Genomic DNA, 17,207 nt, shown 5'->3' with positions numbered 1-17,207 from the left:
ATAAACGACGGGTCTCCGCCGGGGACCCGTCTCAAAGTCAACCCGCCGCCCGGCTGTCCAACCGACGACCGTTTGGGGTCAGATCGTCGGGCACGACTTCGCCCCGGAAGTAGGCGAGCCAACGGCGGCAGCGACGCCAGTCGCCGCGACAGTAGAGCAGGATGAAGAGTTCGGCGGCCTCCTTGGATTGCAGCTTGCGGATCAGTGGGCAGTGCTCGAGCAGTCGACACACAGGTCGCATGGCACCTCCCGGATGGATACTCGATGATGCCGGATGTCGCCGGGCCGGAAAGGCCATTGTCTGTATACGCAGCCGGTGCCCGGACGTTCCAATCAAGCTGACCCAGCGTCACAAACACCGGCTTGGCGAACGCTCATGGAGCGCCGGACAACCGTTGAAAAACAGCCCCAGACGATCCGCGGCGTTGCGAGAACCACGATGCCGGAACTGGCACGGTTTTTGCATCTCGGCGACCGTTGCGGACGACGATAACGGTTCGCCTCCGCAAAAACCGTGCCAGTTCCGGCACTTTGCCGTTCCCGACGCAGTGGGGAGTAGCCGGCGGGCTGTTTTTCAACGGTTGTCCGGCGGCGGTTGGTCGGGAGGTGCGGGACGTAAAAAAGCGGGGCCCCCGGCGGGGGCCCCGTTGGGTGGTTTGGCGGAGTTGCTACTCGGCGTTGACGGTTACCACGACCTCGGCGGCGTTGGCGCGGATGTCGACGGCGTACATGCCGTAGAGTTGTGTGGGCAGGACGTGGTAGACGCCGGGGCGCTCGGCGCGCACCCGGTAGCGGATTTCGTGCTCGCCGACGGTCAGGGTTTGGTAGAAGAAGGCGGTCAGCTTTTCCTTGATCTCTCGGTAGGTTCCGGAGCGCCAGTCCCAGCCGGAGCGGTCCTTGGGCAGGAACTCGCAGCCGGCGATGCGCGGGTCCTCGACGGCGACGTAGTCGAAGTCGTTGGGGCTTTCGACGGTCAGGACGACCTCGACGTAATCGCCGACGGTGATGGTGTTGTCGACTTCGGCCAGCGGCGTCAGGGTCTCGTCGTCTTGACCGACGAGGTACAGTTGACGCTCGACGCGCACGGTGTCCCAATGGGCGGGGATCAGCTCTTCCTTGGAGTAGTACTCGAGGCTGGCGGTGAAGTAGAGGCGGCCGGGGCCGTCCTCCTTGCGGAAGACCATCGGCAGCTCGCCGGGCTGGACCTCCTCGCCGAAGCGTTCGTAGACGGTGCCCTCGCCCCAGACGTCTTCGGGTTCGAAGGTGGTGGAGGCCAGTACCTCGTCGCCCAGCTCGACGACGGCGGTGTAATCGGCTTCGAGCTCACCGGTTTCCTCGAGGTAATCCATCAGGGTCCAGACGCACAGCGAGGTGTCGATGGTGGACTTCCAGCGGTTGGCCCGTCGGTTGACCAGCAGCCAGTGGGCGGCCTTCTCCATCAGCTCGTGCTCGGGGTCGATGGCCAGGAGGGCCTTCAGCGACAGGGCGGTGGTCTCGACGCGGTCCTGCCACCAGTACCAGCCCCACTCCCAATCGCCCCAGTAGGCGTCCTCGTCGGTGATCTCGGCGTAGCCCTCCATGTTCTCGATCACCTGCCGGGCCTCGTTGCCCTCGCCGTTTTCGTGGAGGAACAGGGCCAGTAGGGCGCGGGAGTAGCTGCCGAGCTGTTCGCGGGTGTCGTAGGTCAGACGCCAGATCTTGCTCGGTACGTCGTGGTCCCAGAGGGCCAGGGCGTACATGGAGTAGAGGGCCAGGGTTTCGTCGGGTTCGAGGGCTTCGAGGCGGCGCTCCAGGTAGTCGAGGCCGTTCTCGGCCATCGCCAGGCGTTTGCGTTCCAGCTCGTTGTCGATCCAGTCCAGCTCGCCGACCTCGTGGAGGGCCACCAGGACGTAGCTGGTGATGTGCTCGGAGGAGTAGCCTCCGGCCCACCAGGGCCAGCCGCCGTCGGCGTTCTGTGTGCCGTAGAGCCGGGTGACGCCCTCGGTGATCGAGTCCTCGGCCGAGCCCACGGCGAGGTGTTCGGGCACATCGAGTTCGTTCATGGCCCGGGCGAAGACGGCGGCGGGCCAGAAACGCGAAGCGGTTTGCTCGACGCAGTTGTAGGGGTACTCCTGCAGGAAGTAGAGGGATTCCTTCAGCCCGGCGGCCAGGCTGGGATGCAGCCAGACGCGCAGGTGGGTCTGGTCGGGGTCGATCTGCTCGGGCATGCGGAAGGTGAAGCGGTAGGGGTCGTCCTCGGTGCGGCCGGACTCGAAGAGGTAGATCGGCGCGCCGTGGTCGATGACCTCGAAGCGCCGGGCCTGGGCGTCGGAGCCGCGGTCGGTCTGGGCCAGACCGGTCAGGCTGACCAGGCCGGCCTCCTCGACGGCCAGGCGGAAGTCCAGCACGGCCTCGCCGCCGGCCTCGGGGGCGATGTCGCGCAGCTCGTCGAGCAGCTTGACATCGTTTTGCTCGGCCACCATCCCGGCCTTGCCCGCGGCGGTCCGGGCGGCGTTGTTGCGCACCGAGAGGGTCAGGGTGCACTCGTCGCCGGCGGTCAGGTAGCGGGGATAACCCAGTCGGGTGATCACGGGCAGGGTGGTGCGGAAGTCGGTCTCGGCCTGGCCGACGCGGTCGTCCTCGTAGGCCCAGGCGACTACGCGCCAGCCGGTGAGGTCGTCGGGGAGCTGGAAGGAGACCTCGGCGCGGCCCCGGGCGTCGGTGCGGACCTGGGTCTGCCAGTGGGCGGTATCGCGGAAGTCCTCGCGGACCAGCTCGCCCATGGTTTCGAGGAGCTCGGAGGCCGACTGGTTGTAGCGGGCGCTCTGTTCGGATTCATCGGCGCCGCCCATACCGCCGGCGCCGGTGCCGGCGGCCATAGCGTCTACTTCACCGGCCATGCCGCCGTCCATCATCATCGGGCTCTCGGCCATCGCCTTTTCTTCGGGGGCGTAGGCCGAAGGGGCGGGGATGTCTTCCGCGGTGGTGACGAGGCCCAGGTTGGCCAGCAGCCAGCCATGGGGCAGCTCGCCGGCGGGGTGGGCCCAGTGGTCGATGAAGTCGGAGTAGATGTAGCTGTCGGCGGAGCTGTAGACCGAGAGGCTGCCGTAGTTGAAGTCGCGGAAGAAATGGCTGCGGATATCGAGGTGGGGCTGGGCGCCCAGGACGAACAGCGACTTGTCGAAGGCCGTCAGGGTCAGGCGGCTCTGGACGGGATTACCCTGCCAGTCGGTCACCCGGACCTCGAGGCTCGCCGTCTCGCCGGGACCGTACTGTTCCTGGCCCGGCAGGACCTCGACGTTGAGAATCTTCTCCTCGGGGACCACCCGGGTGGTGATGTAGGTGTTGAAGGTTTTACGCTCGTAGAAGGTCAGCAGGCGGATGCTGGTGGTGGGGGCGTGGTGGCCGGTCAGCTCGATCGGCTGGGTGGTCTGACCCTCGCGGATGTCGACGGGGTAATGCTCGCGCATCAGTCCGCCGGATTCGACGACCAGCATGCCCTCGACGGGCTCCTTGTTCCAGTCGATGGTCACCGTGGCCGTGTCGCCGACGACGTAGAACTCCTCGTCCAGGGACAGGGTCAGCGACGGCGGGACCTCTTCGGGCTCGACGGGCTCCGCGGTCAGGTAGAGGTAGTGGTAGTACTCGCGCTCACCGCTCCAGGGATCGGTGAAGCCCAGGGCCAGCAGGTAGCTGCCGGGATCGAGGATGTCGGTGTCGATCTCCAGCTCGAGCACGCCGTCGTCGTTGGTCACCCCGGTGAAGGTCAGCCAGGGCTCGTCCTCCAGGCCGGTATAGTACCAGGAGTAATCCGTGGGCATCTCGTAGAGGTTGACGGTCACCTCGCGCTCGGCGGCGGGCTCGTCGAAGAGATCGATCAGGGTAAAATCGCCCAGCCAGTCGTCGCCCTTGGCCACGGTACCGTTCTCGAAACTGACCGCGGGCTGGTAGAGGTGCCGGGCGGCCTGGGTCGAAGCGGAGCCGTCGACGGCGCGGCCCGTACTGTCGGCCACGGTCAGGTCGAGGTTGAAGTCGTAGTAGTAGGTGTACCAGCCCGACTCGAGATAGCCGGCGTTGGGGTCGCCCTCCGGCGGTATCAGCACCACCGGGAAGTCGGCCCGACCCTCGTCGTCGAGGACAACGCTGCCGGTGTAGACCGTCTCTGGCTCGTAATACCACCAGTAGTAGTAATAGTCGTCATAGGTCTCGGCCTCGAACCACGGCGGCAGGGTCTTGTCATCCTCGGTGGGGAACTCGGGCATCCAGTAGCGCGGGGTGCGGCTGACGGTGTAACGCACCTCGCCGTCGGCCAGGGGCTCCCCGGAGAGGAAGCTGGCGCTGACCGCGGCCCGGGCCTCGCCGCCCAAACGCAGGGGACCGCGCTCCAGGCTGACGCTGACGTCGAACTCCGGCTTCTTGTACTCCTCGAGGCGCAGGTCCTGGTAGACAATGGAGTGGGTGTAATCGTCGGCGTCGGTCCAGTAGGCGTTGAGGTTGATGTAGCCGAGCTGGACGTCCTCGGGGATGTCGAAGGAGGCGCCGCAGCGGCCGCGACGGTCGGTCACCAGCTCGCCCTCGTAGATCAGATCGCCGGCGTAGGCCTCGACGGTCAGCTCCAGGTCGGTGACGGGCTCGTAGCCGTAGATACGGCCCGAGGGGGTGACCTCCTCGCGGACATGGATCTCGAAGTAAACGGTGTCGCCGGGCTTGTAGAGCGTCCGGTCGGTCAGGGCGCAGCCGACGGGGTCGAACTCCGGCAGGGCGTAGAAGTCGTAGGAATCGACCAGGGCGTAATGGCCCTGGGTCTCGACGACGGCGACGGGGGATTCGATCTCCTCGTTGGGCGTCGCGAACTGGACCCAGCCGTCGCGGTCCGTTTCATCGGAACGCCACAACTCGTGGTAGTAGCGGGAGTCGTAGTAGGACTCCCAGACGTTGAGGTTGGCCCCGGGGGCGTATTCACCGTCCTCCAACCAGGCACTCCAGACGTAACCCCCGCCGTAACCGTTGGCCAGGAAAGCGCCCAGATCGCTGACGGTGAAGCTGGTCGCGCTGGAGAGCTCGCCGTCGACCAGGGCAGTCAGCAGGTACAGGCCCGGTCCCGGGTTGTCGGTATTGTAGATGTCGTAGTGGGGGTGGTAATCGTTGATCCCCGGCAACTCGAGGGTCTCGCTGAAGACCAGCTCCAGGCCGTCGAGCTCGGGAACGTCGCGCTCATAGGGCTTCTCCTGCTCGACCTCGGGGAAGGTGCCGTCGTAGAGACCGATCAACTGCTCCTCGGTCAGGCGGTAAAGGCGCAGCTCGGCGGACTCTGCCAGCCGGCTGGTGTAGGAGAAACTCAGCTTCTCCCCCGTGGGCAACTGCTCGGCGACCCGAGGCAGATCGAGGTTGGGCGTGGTCAGACGGCGGGCGTTATTGGACGCCTCGCCGGACTTGTCCCAGTCGTCCTCGTAGCGCTCGGCGGCCTCACGGTACAGCTCCAGGGCGCCGGACGGGGAATCGAGGAACACCTCGGTGTACTCGGCGCGATCGATGAAAATCCGGTGGGCCGTCCGGCACTCCGGCCAGTTTTCGAGGATTACCCCCCAGTACTCCAGCGCGTCCTCGAGATACTCCAGGTTGGTCTCGTAGCGCTCGGCCATCAGGGAGCGCCACTGCTGCAGCGTCGGCGCCTCCTCCGGGTAGGGCTCGACGAACACGCGGCCCAGCCTGCGCTGGCCCATGGCGTAGTAGGCCTCCTGGGCGATCTCCGGTGAGGGCTCCAGCTCCACGGACCGTTCGTAATTCTCCCACCACCAGGCGTCGGCGTCGAAATCCTCGTCGACTCCGCCGTCCTCGTTGTAGACGGCCTGGTTGCCCAAGCGCATGTAGAGCCGGGCCAGCTGATCGACGCACTCCGCGTCGTAAGGCTCGTCGAGGTCGTCCTTGACGTCCTCCATGGTCTCGGCGGCCTCGAACAGCAACTGCTGCTGCATGGTGTAGGTCTGCGGATAGGTCAGCTCGGGGTGGCTCCACCAGAACATGTTGTCGGAGACCTGAAGCTTGGCCAATGCGCCCCAGTAGGTGTCGCCGTAGTACTTGGCCAGCCTGAGATAATAGCCGCTGACCGCCTCGTACTCGGAGAGGTACTCCGCCGAGCGCGCCGCCTTGTACATCGCCTGGGGAACGTAGCGGCTGCCCGAGTAGCGGGAAATCAGCTCCTCGTAATTCTCCAGGGCCAGATGATAGCTCTTGTTGTTGTAGTACTCCTCGGCGTCCTCGAAGAGCTCCTCGGCATCGGCCAGGGCTCCGCCGGCCGTGAGCAACAGCAACACCAGGGCCAGACGCGACCATTTCGACATCGTCGACCTCCAGAGAGTCGGTTAGTTTCGCAAAGATTCAATGGTAGTATAGCACGTCGGCAACCCCGATAGCTAACAGGACTTGCGAAGCATCGGCGACTACCGCCGCCGGCGACCTTTAAAGCAGCGTAGCCCGAGGCGCAGGACCGCCCCGATGCTAAACCGCCGGAACCGGCACGGTTTTTGCGGAGGCGGACCGTTAACATTCGTTCCAACGGTCGCCGAGATGCAAAAACCGTGCCGGTTCCGGCGGTTTAGCGTGTCGCAGCGCGCTAGTCGTGCGATGGAAAAAGGTCGCCGCCGCCGGGGCGGATAAAAAAAGAACAGGCTCAACCGGGGCCTGTCTTAATACGGGCGAGTGCGCTCAGTCGAACTCGTAATCGGGGTAGATATAGGCCAGCGGATTGGTGACGCTGCCCTCGACCAGAACTTCGTAATGCAGGTGGGGACCGGTGGACATCCCCGTCGAACCGATCTCGGCGATGATCTGTCCCCGCTCGACCTCCTGACCCTCGACGACGTGAAGGGTCGAGCAGTGGCCGTAGCGGGTCTGGTAGCCGTAGCCGTGATCGACGAAGCAGGTTTTGCCGTAGCCGCCGCGAACCCCGGCGAAGCTGATCACGCCGTCGGCGGGAGCGAAGATCGGTGTGCCCCAGGCCGCCTGGATATCGATGCCCCGGTGGAAATGGATCCGACCGGTGATCGGGTGGATACGGTTGCCGATGTAGCTGATGATGTGGCCGACGACGGGCTTGATCGTCGGCGTATGATTGCGGATGTCGGCCTCGCGGCGTGAGCGCTCGATGGTTTCGTTGACCAGGGTGGTTTCCATCCGGACCGCTCCGCTCAGTCGCAGGGTGCGCTCGAAGTAGCGTTGCGAAAGGTGATCGAGATCGGAGCTGGTGATTTGCGGAAAGCCCTCCAAGAGATGACCCAGCTCGACACCGCCGATGCCCCCCTCGCGTTCGGCGGCCGGGACCGGCCCCAGGGTGTGCAGTAAACGGGCTATATCGGTGACTTCGCGTTGTTGGTCAAGTCGGGAACTCAACTCGGCCACGCGATCGTGGGAGTTGGTGAGCTGTTCCTGTTGACGCTCGTCGGTCAAGCCGAGGGAGTACAACTCCAGATTCTTGCGGACGTTGTCGGAGTAGAGCAGGACCAGGACGGACGAGCCGACGAGGAACAGACCCAGGATGATGAAGAAATTGCGCACCCCGCGACGGGAGTAGTCGCGGCGGTAGGTGCCCAGGATGTTGTCCCGGTTGATGATGACGGTGAAGCGATCGCTGCGCATCGTTCTGGTTGCCTGCCGATCAACCGCGTCTGTCGGGAGAGGACTAGTTAACCCGTTGACCAGGGTTGATTTTATTCGCTCAAGCCCGTCTCGTCAAGAGGTGGGACGAGTGTTGGGACAAATACGACCGCTCTGCTATAATTGCCCGCGGAGATTACCCGACCATTTGTGTGAGCCGCGTGCTCCAACCCAACAAAAGGAAATCCATGAGCCTCGTTCCCATCGTCATCGAGCAGTCCGGTCGCACCGAGCGGGCCTACGACATCTACTCCCGCCTGCTCAAGGAGCGCATCATCTTTATCGGCACCCCGATCGACGACAGCATCGCCAACCTGGTCATCGCCCAGCTCCTTTTCCTGGAGCAGGAGGACTCCAGTCGGGACATCGCCCTGTACATCAATTCGCCGGGCGGCTACGTCTCCGCCGGTCTGGCCATTTACGATACCATGCAGTTCGTCCGCCCCGACATCTCGACCTACTGCATCGGCCAGGCGGCCAGCATGGCCGCGGTCCTTTCCGCCGGCGGCACCGAGGGAAAACGCTTCGCCCTGCCCAACAGTATCCTGATGATCCACCAGCCCCTGGGTGGCTACTCGGGCCAGGCCACCGACATCGAGATCCACGCCCAGGAGATCCTGCGACTCAAGCAGCGAATGGCCGAGATCCTGGCCCATCACACCGGTCAAGACATCGAGACGATCAAAAAGGACACCGAACGCGACAATTTCATCCCCGCCCAGGAAGCCCTCGAGTACGGCCTCGTCGACAAGATCCTCGAAAAGCGTGAACTGGGCTAACCAAACAGTTAAGATACCCCGCGGACCCGTCCCACCGGGTCCGCTTTGCACACCGCAGCCGACCTTTGAAAAGCAGACTCCCAGGACCTTCACCGCTGCTTGACACTTCAGCCCCGGAACTGGCACGGTTTTTGCATCTCGCCGACCGTTAGGGTGATGATAACGGTCCGCTTCCGCAAAAACCGTGCCAGTTCCGGGGCGGGGTTTTGTTTGACGGATTGCGCCGCCGCGGGCTGCTTTTCAAAGGTCGGTTGCGGTCCCGTTGGGGTCAGCGTTTGATCACGGCCAAGCGTCCTTCGGCGAGAGCGTAGGTGGGCACACCGGGGTACACCAGTGTCAGGGTATCGACCTCGCCGGACAGCTCGGGCTTGAGGGGAACGGGTTCGCGGCGGGCGTCGTTTGGTGGTGGAGCCAGCCAACCGTGGCTGAGGTTCAGGGTGATCGTGCGGCCGTCGACGTCCACGCCGGCCCCTTCGCCGGCGGGATCAGCGCCCCGCCAGCGGGAGGCGTCGGCGTAGCCGATACCCGGAGCCAGGTGCATTAGCTGATCGGCCATGGCGTAGGTCACACCGGGCGGGTTGAGGCGGGTCAGACAGCTGTCGTCGCGATAGAAGGAGGGTGGGTTGAGGAAGACGTAGCCCCTGGCGGCGGTGATATCGGGCAGCTCAGCCTCCAGGGCTGCAACCAGGCGGTCGTTAGTCGCCGAGGTCCGCGACCAGAGCAGGGCGTCGGTCACTCCGGCGATGCAGAACCATCCCAGGACGATGACGGCCAGGATCGTTGCCGGAGCGCGTCTTTTGCGGGCCAGCCGGACGAACAGCCAGGCGGCGGGGATGATGAAAGCAGGTAAGAACACCAGGGAATCCAGCATGCTTGGGCGACCGTAGAGAGGCACCAGCAGGGGCAAGCTGCACAGCGGGACGAAGACGGTTGGGTGAACGAACAACCGGCGCAACAACGGGCGGCCTTTGTCCGTTGTTTCCTTCATGTTCCGCACCAGGGCGATGACGAGCCAGAGGGCGAAGGGCAGTCCGCAGACGGCCAGTTCGAGTGTTCGGGAGCCGTCCTCGAGGAGGTGGTCGAAGGCCGGGGGCCACAGAGCGTTGACGGCGAAGGCTCCCAGAGAGCGCAGGCCTTCGCCGCCCTGCTCACCGATCAGCGCCAGGCCGCCCAGGGCGGCCGAGCGCAGCAGCAGGGCCGCGGCGAGGACGCCGACGAAGGGCAGCAGGCGCAGTGCCGCGTACTTGAGGGCGTCGTCGAAGACCTCGTCGTTTTTGAGCCGCTCGCGCAGGGCGATGAGGAAGATCACCCCGGGCAGGGGCAGGGCGATCTCTTTGGTCAGCATCGCCGCCAGGGCCGCCGCCAGAGACAGACCCCACAGCCAACGGCGCCGCCGGGATTCCCCGGACCGCAACGCAGCGGTGAAGGCGCCCACCGCCCCCAGCATCAGCACCACCGCCAACAGCGTAACCTGGTTGATCGGGCGCAGGATCATGTAACCGACCAGGGGATGGAGGGCGAAGAGGACCCCGGCGACCAGGCCGTGGCTCTTCTCCCCGGTCAATCCCGTGGTCAGGCGGGCCGCCAACAGAGCCCCCAGACAAACCAGCAGAGCGCTTATCAGACGAAAACCGAAGGGTGATAGGCCCCACCGACTCTCCAGGCCGTACAGCAACTCGAACAGGGCGCGGTAATAGGTCGGATGGCCCGAGTAGGCGGAGGTAAAACCGCCGAAGACCGAGCGTCCCTCGACGAAGTCCAGCCGGTGGCTGGCGGAATCGGTGCGCAGCGAACTCTGGTAGGCCGGCAGGGGCAGGAAGAGGGCGGCGATCAGGGCGACGGCCAGGACCGTCAGCAGGTAGCGCCGCTTCAACAATTCCTTGAAATCAGCCATCGCTCGGCTCCTTCGGTTCCTTCGGTTCCTTCGGTTCCTCGGGGCTCGGTGTAGTATAATCGATTGATAACGCAATCATAATCGAGTCCGTCCGGCTTATCAACCGCCTTGCCTCGACGGGGCCGGCTGTGTTATACACGGTCCGTTCTGGAGTAAAGACGAGGAGTCGGAAAGGCGACCTTAACGGCGCGAAAGGCTACCAGTGACCGACAAAACGGACAAACAAGAGCTCAAGTGCAACTTCTGCGGCCGGCCCCAGAGCCGGGTCAAGCGGCTGATCATCGGCAACTCGGCCAACATCTGCGACGAGTGCATCCGGCTTTCGGCCCGCTACTTGCAGAGCGAAAAACCGACCGTGGAGGAGGAGCTGGGGGAAGTTCCCACCCCGCGCGAGATCCGCCGGAAACTCGACGATTACGTCGTCGGTCACGATCGGGCCAAGAAGATCCTCGCCGTGGCGGTCTACAACCACTACCGGCGCATCGAGCACAATCTGCTGCGACCCGCTCGACGTGACTTCAGCCCCGGCGCCGTGCAGGAAGACGACGACGGGGTCGAGCTGGAAAAGGCCAACATCCTCCTCGTCGGCCCGACGGGCACCGGCAAGACCCTGCTGGCCCGGACCCTGGCCCGCAGCCTCAATGTACCCTTCGCCATCGCCGACGCCACCACACTGACCGAGGCCGGCTACGTCGGCGAGGACGTCGAGAACATCATCCTCAAGCTGGTCCAGGCCGCCGATTACAACATCGAACGCGCCCAGCACGGCATCGTCTACATCGATGAGATCGACAAGATCGGGCGCAAGACCGACTCGCCCTCGATCACCCGCGACGTCTCCGGCGAAGGCGTCCAGCAGGCCCTGCTGAAGATCATCGAGGGCACGGTGGCCGCCGTCCCGCCCCAGGGCGGGCGCAAGCACCCGGAACAAAAATACATCTACATCGACACCACCAACATCCTGTTCATCTGCGGCGGGATGTTCCATGACCTCGACCAGATCATCGCCCGGCGGGTGGGCCGCAACATCATCGGCTTCTCCGACGAGCCGCATACCGACAAGGAGCGTGAGCTGCGCGAGGCCCGGCTGGAGCCCGAAGACCTGATCAAGTACGGCCTGATCCCCGAGCTGGTCGGCCGCCTGCCGGTGACCGCCCGGCTGCGGGAGCTCGACGAGGATCAACTGGCCACCATCCTGACCAAGCCGCGCAACGCCCTGGTGCGCCAGTACCAGCGCCAGTTCGAGCTCGAGGGTGTCGAGCTCGAGGTCACCCGGGGCGCCCTGCGCGAGATCGCCGGCGAGGCGATGCGGCGCAAGGTCGGCGCCCGGGGACTGCGCGCCATTCTCGAGGAGCTGATGCTCGAAGCCTTCTATAACCTGCCCGTGCCGGTCAAGAAGGTCAAACTCACCGCCCGCGTGGTCCGCGAACGCCTGGACCCCGTCGCCGAGGCCCTCAAGGAGCGCGACCGTAAGGTCGGTTAACCGCCGACCAGTACTCTGCGAGTAGAAAACCGCCGGTCGCGCCGGCGGTTTTTTCCGGCAAATTTGCCCATCGCCAGCTTCTGTCAGTCCGGAGTAGTATTCTAATCCAACATCATGACACGTCTTTCCTGTCCTTCGAAGCCGCCCTGAGCGGCCCACCATCGCTCCTCGATCCAACGGCCCAACTCCGGACAACTGCTCTGCGGCTTCGCTCAACGACCGACCGTGTTGCCGAGGACCTTTGAAAAACAAACGCGCAAGAGCCTTGCGGTACGGCTGTCCCGCTGCGCCGGAACTGGCACGGTTTTTGCATCTCGGTGACCGTTACGGACGACGATAACGGTCCGCCTCCGCAAAAACCGTGCCAGTTCCGGCGCGGGCCGTCCGGCGATTGGCGGCCGTTGGGGTTTGCTGTTTTTCAAAGGTCCCGGCGGCAGAGGCATCTCGCCGGTTCCAATCGTTTTCGCAACGCTTTGGGCTCCGGAACGAGCCATTCAAGGCAAGGAAGCCTCATGTGCATTTCGACGCAACGCTACGGCGCCGCGGTTGTCTTTCTAGTCCTGTCGCTTGTCATGTCGGTAGACGCCGGCAGGTCGGAGATACCCTTTCCCGACGCGGAGGTGGTGACGGTCTGCGAGGTCATTGACGGTGACACCTTCAGCATCTATTTACCCGACTGGTTGGAGGGGGTCGACGCCGGCGAATACGGCCCAGACGAGCCGTATCGGCACACGGTCCGCCTGATCGGCATCAACACCCCGGAGCGCTACCGCCCGGGGTATGCGGAGGCCGGGGCGGCCCTGGAGGAGCTGTTGCCGCCGGGGACACAGGTCTGGTTGTCGGCGGACCTCGACGAGCGCGACGGTTCCAGCACCTGGCGCTGGTTGGCCTACGTCGAGACCCTGAGCTGCGAAGATGTGGGGGCGGAGCTGCTCGAAGGTGGCTGGGCGGTGGCCTGGCGCTACCTGCCCAACTGCGAGCGGGCCGAGGAGTACCGCCGGTTGATGGCCGAAGCCTTTGCGGCCGGCCGGGGGGTCTTCGATCCGGCGCTGGACCCGCCCGCCGTTTACTTAGCCTCGGACGAGCAGGACAGCTACCACCGGGTGGGCTACGGCCACGCGCCGCGAATCGGCGCCGAGAACCTGGTGGCCGTTTTCGAGGCCCAGATGCTGGTCACAGCGGGTAAGCTGCCCTGCGACTACTGTATCCCCGATGACAAAGTCTGGGATTGATACGGGACGCTGGAAACCGTGTTCGTGGTATCGGAAAGACCACTCGCGCCGGCGTGTGGTCTTTTTCCGCTTTTTCTTCCGTTTGGCGCCTCGGGAACACCCCGGTGGATCGACATGGACCTTGATAGGATACTGCCAGGCTGCCAAGGGGATGGCGCTTGCTTGGTCGAAACGGTGGGCCTTCTCCTCGATGAAGCGCCCGAGGCTGTGGATAAACCACCGGTGTGGGCCGGCAACCATCGATCAATGCGCGGCCGTCATTGGGATGACGAATTATCAATGCCTACCGGCCGTGGTGACTCCAGGCTGACAGGGCTTGTGGCGACCGGGATACCGCTGCAGCAGGAAAACCAGCAAGAGTATAGACGGTTGTGCAACACTCTTGTCTGTTTCAGGAAGCCCTGCGGATTGTCAGGGGGGGGGTGTGCAGACAGGCTTGGCCCGGATGGCGGAGAAATTTCGTAAATAATTGAAAAATGGGGATTTTTTTTGCCCGCAATAACGTATAATGTAGTAGAGAAAGGAAGCGGAAAAAAGGAGGCTCGTCAAGTTGGGTGTCCCGCAGGTTGGTTGACGGGAATAAATCCATACTACATTTATGTTTTGCCCGAACAAACCCCGCCTTCCGCCCCAAGGACCGTTAATGCTACGATTACCCCATCTGCCCAAGCTGACCATTGGAGACATGGACGTCCCCCTGCCCATCATCCAGGGTGGGATGGGGGTCGGGGTGTCCTTATCCTCCCTCGCCTCGGCCGTGGCCGACGAGGGTGGAGTCGGCGTCATTTCGGCGGCCATACTCAAGGGCGCCGATCTCGACGGTGAACCCCGCGACAGCTTGGTCTCCCGCCTCGAGTTTCTGCGTCGCGAAATCGCCCGGAGCCGCCGCCAGACTAAAGGCGCCATCGGGGTCAACATCCTGGTGGCCCTGACCGATTACGATGACTACTTCCAGCTTTCCGTCGAGCGGGGCGTCGAGTGCATCTTCCTGGGTGCCGGGCTGCCGCTGAAGCTACCGCCGATCGTCGCCGACGCCGGCGCGGCGAAGCTACACACCAAACTGATCCCCATCGTTTCTTCGGGCCGGGCGGTCGAGCTGATCCTGCGGAGCTGGGAGAAGCGCTACGGCCGCTCCCCCGACGCCTTTGTCGTCGAGGGCCCCCTGGCCGGCGGTCACCTGGGCTTCAGCCGAAAACAGCTCAAAGACCCGGCCTTCGCCCTCGAACACCTCGTCGGCGACGTGCTGGAGGTAGTCGCCCAACACAGCGAACGCCTCGGTCGATCAATCCCGGTGATCGCCGCCGGCGGCGTTTACACCGGCGGCGACGTCGAACATTTTCTCGAGCTGGGTGCCGCCGGGGTCCAGATGGCCACCCGCTTCGTGACCACCCACGAGTGCGATGCCGCCGCGGAATTCAAGCAGGCCTACCTGAACGCCAAACAGGAAGACATCGTCATCATCGACAGCCCCCTGGGGCTGCCGGGCCGGGCGGTCAACAACGACTTCCTGCGGGCCGCCGAGCGTGGCGAAAAGGAGCCGCGCAACTGCTCCTGGAAGTGCATGAAGACCTGCGACCAGCGTCAGGCGCACTACTGTATCGCCGGGGCTCTCGAGCAGGCCCGGCGCGGCAATCTGCAGCACGGTTTCACCTTCGCCGGGGCCAATGCCTATTTGGCCGATGAGATAATCTCCGTCAAAGAGCTATTCGGTTCTCTGCTTTTCGAGTACCAGGTGGCGGTCTTCCGGCGCCGCTTCGCCGAAGCTATTGCAGGTTTGCGCAGGCGCCTGCCCGTCTTCAGACCCCAGAGCGGTTCCTAGTGTCCCTCCTCCCTCTGGCGATTTGATGTTCCCGAACCGGCGTTGGATGAGATATCCGACGCCGGTTGGCGGTTGATGATCCGCATTGTCCGAACCCGTTGGAGGTTTGGAGGTTCTGATGAAACTGCTGTTAATCAACGGCTCGCCCTACGGCGCCGAGGGTAACACGGCCAGGCTGACGGGCGAGCTGTTACGGCCCTGGCGGGAGGCGGGCGGCGAGGTCGTCGAACGCTATCCGGCCCAACTGGAGATCAACCCCTGCAAGGGCACGGCCCACTGCCTGGCCGGCGAGCCCTGTCCCTTCGACGACGACGTCTCCCGGCTGCACGAGGAGCTGCGCGACGCCGATGCCCTGGTGCTGGCCGGACCGGTTTACGTCTTCGGTGTGACCGCCCAGCTCAAGGCCTTCCTGGATCGTTCGATGTCGCTGCTGCACCGTCCCGAGCTGACCGGCCGCCACGCCGTCGCCGTGGCCACCAGCGCCGGGATGGGCGAGCAGGAGGTGGCGCGCTACCTGGGCACCTGCTGCGAAATGATGGGCTACGACCTCGTCGGCGAGCTGGCCGGGGTCTACATGGTCTACAGCCGGCCCAACGACGGCGCGGCCCTCTACGCCCGGGCCGCCCGCCTGGGCAGGGAGCTCGTCGACGCCGTGCGCGAGGACCGTCGCTACCCCAAGCTGGGTCTCCACGCCGCCCGGCACCGCTTCCTGCGCGATTTGATCACACGCAACCGCAAGCTGTTCAAGGGCGACTACGTCTACTGGAAACAGCGGGACTGGCTTGACACGCGCTGGCCGCCCAAGGGCCATTACTAGGACCGCCGATTTCGGCTGCCTCGCCGTAGGGGCGACTGAGTTCAGTCGCCCCTTTTCCATGGTAGGGCGGAGTAGGGCCCCCGCCCTACGGGATGCGGCGGCGGCCGGGTTGACAAGGTCATCGCCGACAAAGCGCCGGCCGCCCGGCTGATGCTGGTCGGGGAATGCGAGAGGGGGACCTGCAGGCCCCCTTGCCCTTTGCGGTCCAATCTTCAACCGAGCCTTGCGAACCGAGCCTTGCGAACCGAGCCTTGCAAGCCGTTTGTCGTCCCCGTAGCTTCCGTGCGTACCCACTAAACAGTTTACCGCTGGTCGGTGAGTGGGTACTGTACCGCCGTTGGAGAGCAGTCACTGGCTGTCGTATTGTAATGGTAGTCCTTACCCTCCTGTTTTCCGGCTGTGGGAGCGGTTTTGCTTATGGCGGACGCTGAGGCGAGCGTGTGAGAGCGCTGCCTCTGTGTTTCGTTGCCGCCGTCAGCCGAGTCTCAGGCAATTCAGGCCGGGTTCAGCTTCTGTCTCATCGGATCGAGCTTGATCCACGAGCTTGTTTCATCCTGGGATGTGTTTGACCTGGGAGATCGGTTAAGGCCCGCCGGACAGAGCCGAGGGCCGTCCCCTGTAGAGAGGCTGTAACCACACCGGTAAAGTGCTGAACCCCCGTCCGAGGCAATCGCAGGGCCTATCGCCGTAGTCGCAGGAAGGGTCCGGCTGGTGGAAGACAGAGTTAGCGCCACTTCTCGCCGCCGATAAAAACGGGGTCCCTCTCGGGACCCCGTGTACAATCGAAGATGTCGGATCTAGAAGAAGAACTTGACGGTGCTCTTGTAGAACAGCCCGGCGGCGTTGGCGGCGCCGTTGTAGTCATCTTCGCCGCCGTCGTCGGAGGAGAGGGAGATCGGGGCGTTGACTTCGAAGCCCAGGGCGATCATGTCGGTGAGGAAGTAATCGACACCGGCGGACCAGTTCAGACCCAGGGTGCTCATGTCAACGGCATCGACACCTTCGATACCCATATCCAGACTCGACATCATGTAGAAGAAGCCCACGCCGGTGTAGCCGACGAAGGGGCCGTCACCGACGACGCCCAGGATATCCAGGCCGAAGTCCATGATGGACTCGGTGGCGTCACCCAGGTCGTCGGCCTCGGGCTGCAGGGCCAGATGATAGTCGAAGTAGCCCTGGAAGGCGATGCCGGGCAGGGTGTACTGCAGGTTGATGCCGGCCGCCCAGGCGTTACCGGGGCAGAGCATCGAGACGCCGTTACCGAAACCGACGCCAGCGGAGAACTTGCCCTCGGCCATGTTCTTGGCCATGGCCGGCGCCAACAGAGCGAGCACCAGGGTGATCAGCAAAAGTTTCTTCATGACAGCTCCTTGGTTGTAGGGTGGTATAGACTGCCAGTTGGCTCGTCCGTCAGCCGTCCTCCATCCCCTATGAACAGGAGGCGGCCTGAAACGATACGAACGATGAACGGATTGTATCACGACCGGGAACCTATTTCAACAAGATGTTTTCCACGGTCGAACCCCCCCCCTAAACATCTACCAGCCG

Annotated in this window: 10 protein-coding genes; 5 read left to right on the top strand and 5 right to left on the bottom strand. The window is 64.1% G+C overall.

Going from position 1 to position 17,207, the window contains the following annotated elements; genetic code table 11:
* Positions 1–37: 37 nt before the first annotated feature.
* The 3 genes from GF399_05795 to GF399_05785 form a co-directional block, all read right to left on the bottom strand.
* Entirely contained in the window at positions 38–241 is a 204-nt protein-coding gene (locus GF399_05795; GenBank protein ID MBD3399828.1) for a hypothetical protein, read from the bottom strand.
* Positions 242–668: 427 nt separating this feature from the next.
* Positions 669–6,320, bottom strand: a complete 5,652-nt coding sequence (locus GF399_05790) for a hypothetical protein (GenBank protein MBD3399827.1) — start codon at positions 6,318–6,320, stop codon at positions 669–671.
* 364 nt (positions 6,321–6,684) lie between these two features.
* Positions 6,685–7,614 carry a peptidoglycan DD-metalloendopeptidase family protein gene (locus GF399_05785; GenBank protein ID MBD3399826.1) on the bottom strand — a complete coding sequence of 310 codons (930 nt, stop codon included), beginning with the start codon at positions 7,612–7,614 and terminating at the stop codon, positions 6,685–6,687.
* Positions 7,615–7,820: 206 nt separating this feature from the next.
* Between GF399_05785 and clpP the strand changes: the two genes are divergently transcribed.
* Positions 7,821–8,411: an ATP-dependent Clp endopeptidase proteolytic subunit ClpP gene (gene clpP / locus GF399_05780; GenBank protein MBD3399825.1), complete on the top strand. Its 591-nt coding sequence runs from the start codon at positions 7,821–7,823 to the stop codon at positions 8,409–8,411.
* A gap of 268 nt (positions 8,412–8,679) precedes the next feature.
* Here the strand turns inward: clpP and GF399_05775 are convergent, their stop codons facing one another.
* The gene (locus GF399_05775; GenBank protein ID MBD3399824.1) at positions 8,680–10,305 is read right to left on the bottom strand and encodes a hypothetical protein; all 1,626 of its coding nucleotides are present in this window, start codon (positions 10,303–10,305) and stop codon (positions 8,680–8,682) included.
* A 202-nt stretch (positions 10,306–10,507) separates the two neighbouring features.
* Between GF399_05775 and clpX the strand changes: the two genes are divergently transcribed.
* From clpX to GF399_05755, 4 genes are all read left to right on the top strand, one after another.
* Entirely contained in the window at positions 10,508–11,788 is a 1,281-nt protein-coding gene (gene clpX / locus GF399_05770; GenBank protein MBD3399823.1) for an ATP-dependent Clp protease ATP-binding subunit ClpX, read from the top strand.
* A 512-nt stretch (positions 11,789–12,300) separates the two neighbouring features.
* On the top strand, positions 12,301–13,020 hold the full coding sequence (locus tag GF399_05765; protein ID MBD3399822.1) for a hypothetical protein: 720 nt from the start codon (positions 12,301–12,303) through the stop codon (positions 13,018–13,020).
* A gap of 643 nt (positions 13,021–13,663) precedes the next feature.
* Positions 13,664–14,839, top strand: coding sequence for a nitronate monooxygenase (locus GF399_05760; protein ID MBD3399821.1), 1,176 nt, complete (start codon positions 13,664–13,666; stop codon positions 14,837–14,839).
* 118 nt (positions 14,840–14,957) lie between these two features.
* Positions 14,958–15,656: a hypothetical protein gene (locus tag GF399_05755; GenBank protein MBD3399820.1), complete on the top strand. Its 699-nt coding sequence runs from the start codon at positions 14,958–14,960 to the stop codon at positions 15,654–15,656.
* A gap of 797 nt (positions 15,657–16,453) precedes the next feature.
* On the opposite strand, the gene GF399_05750 is transcribed toward GF399_05755, so the two are convergent.
* Positions 16,454–17,020 (bottom strand): hypothetical protein, encoded by a 567-nt coding sequence (locus tag GF399_05750; GenBank protein MBD3399819.1) that lies wholly within the window; start codon positions 17,018–17,020, stop codon positions 16,454–16,456.
* Positions 17,021–17,207: the final 187 nt, after the last annotated feature.

The organism is Candidatus Coatesbacteria bacterium (assembly GCA_014728225.1).
GTDB lineage: Bacteria > RBG-13-66-14 > RBG-13-66-14 > RBG-13-66-14 > RBG-13-66-14 > WJLX01.
Note: the sequence above shows the minus strand (reverse complement) of the source record. Positions and strands in the feature narration are given on the sequence as shown.

Bases quoted from the DNA above. Each gene is read 5' to 3' on its own strand.
- GF399_05795 (MBD3399828.1), bottom strand. From the start codon at position 241: ATGCGACCTGTGTGTCGACTGCTCGAGCACTGCCCACTGATCCGCAAG.
- GF399_05790 (MBD3399827.1), bottom strand. From the start codon at position 6,320: ATGTCGAAATGGTCGCGTCTGGCCCTGGTGTTGCTGTTGCTCACGGCC.
- GF399_05785 (MBD3399826.1), bottom strand. From the start codon at position 7,614: ATGCGCAGCGATCGCTTCACCGTCATCATCAACCGGGACAACATCCTG.
- clpP (MBD3399825.1), top strand. From the start codon at position 7,821: ATGAGCCTCGTTCCCATCGTCATCGAGCAGTCCGGTCGCACCGAGCGG.
- GF399_05775 (MBD3399824.1), bottom strand. From the start codon at position 10,305: ATGGCTGATTTCAAGGAATTGTTGAAGCGGCGCTACCTGCTGACGGTC.
- GF399_05765 (MBD3399822.1), top strand. From the start codon at position 12,301: ATGTGCATTTCGACGCAACGCTACGGCGCCGCGGTTGTCTTTCTAGTC.
- GF399_05760 (MBD3399821.1), top strand. From the start codon at position 13,664: ATGCTACGATTACCCCATCTGCCCAAGCTGACCATTGGAGACATGGAC.
- GF399_05755 (MBD3399820.1), top strand. From the start codon at position 14,958: ATGAAACTGCTGTTAATCAACGGCTCGCCCTACGGCGCCGAGGGTAAC.
- GF399_05750 (MBD3399819.1), bottom strand. From the start codon at position 17,020: ATGAAGAAACTTTTGCTGATCACCCTGGTGCTCGCTCTGTTGGCGCCG.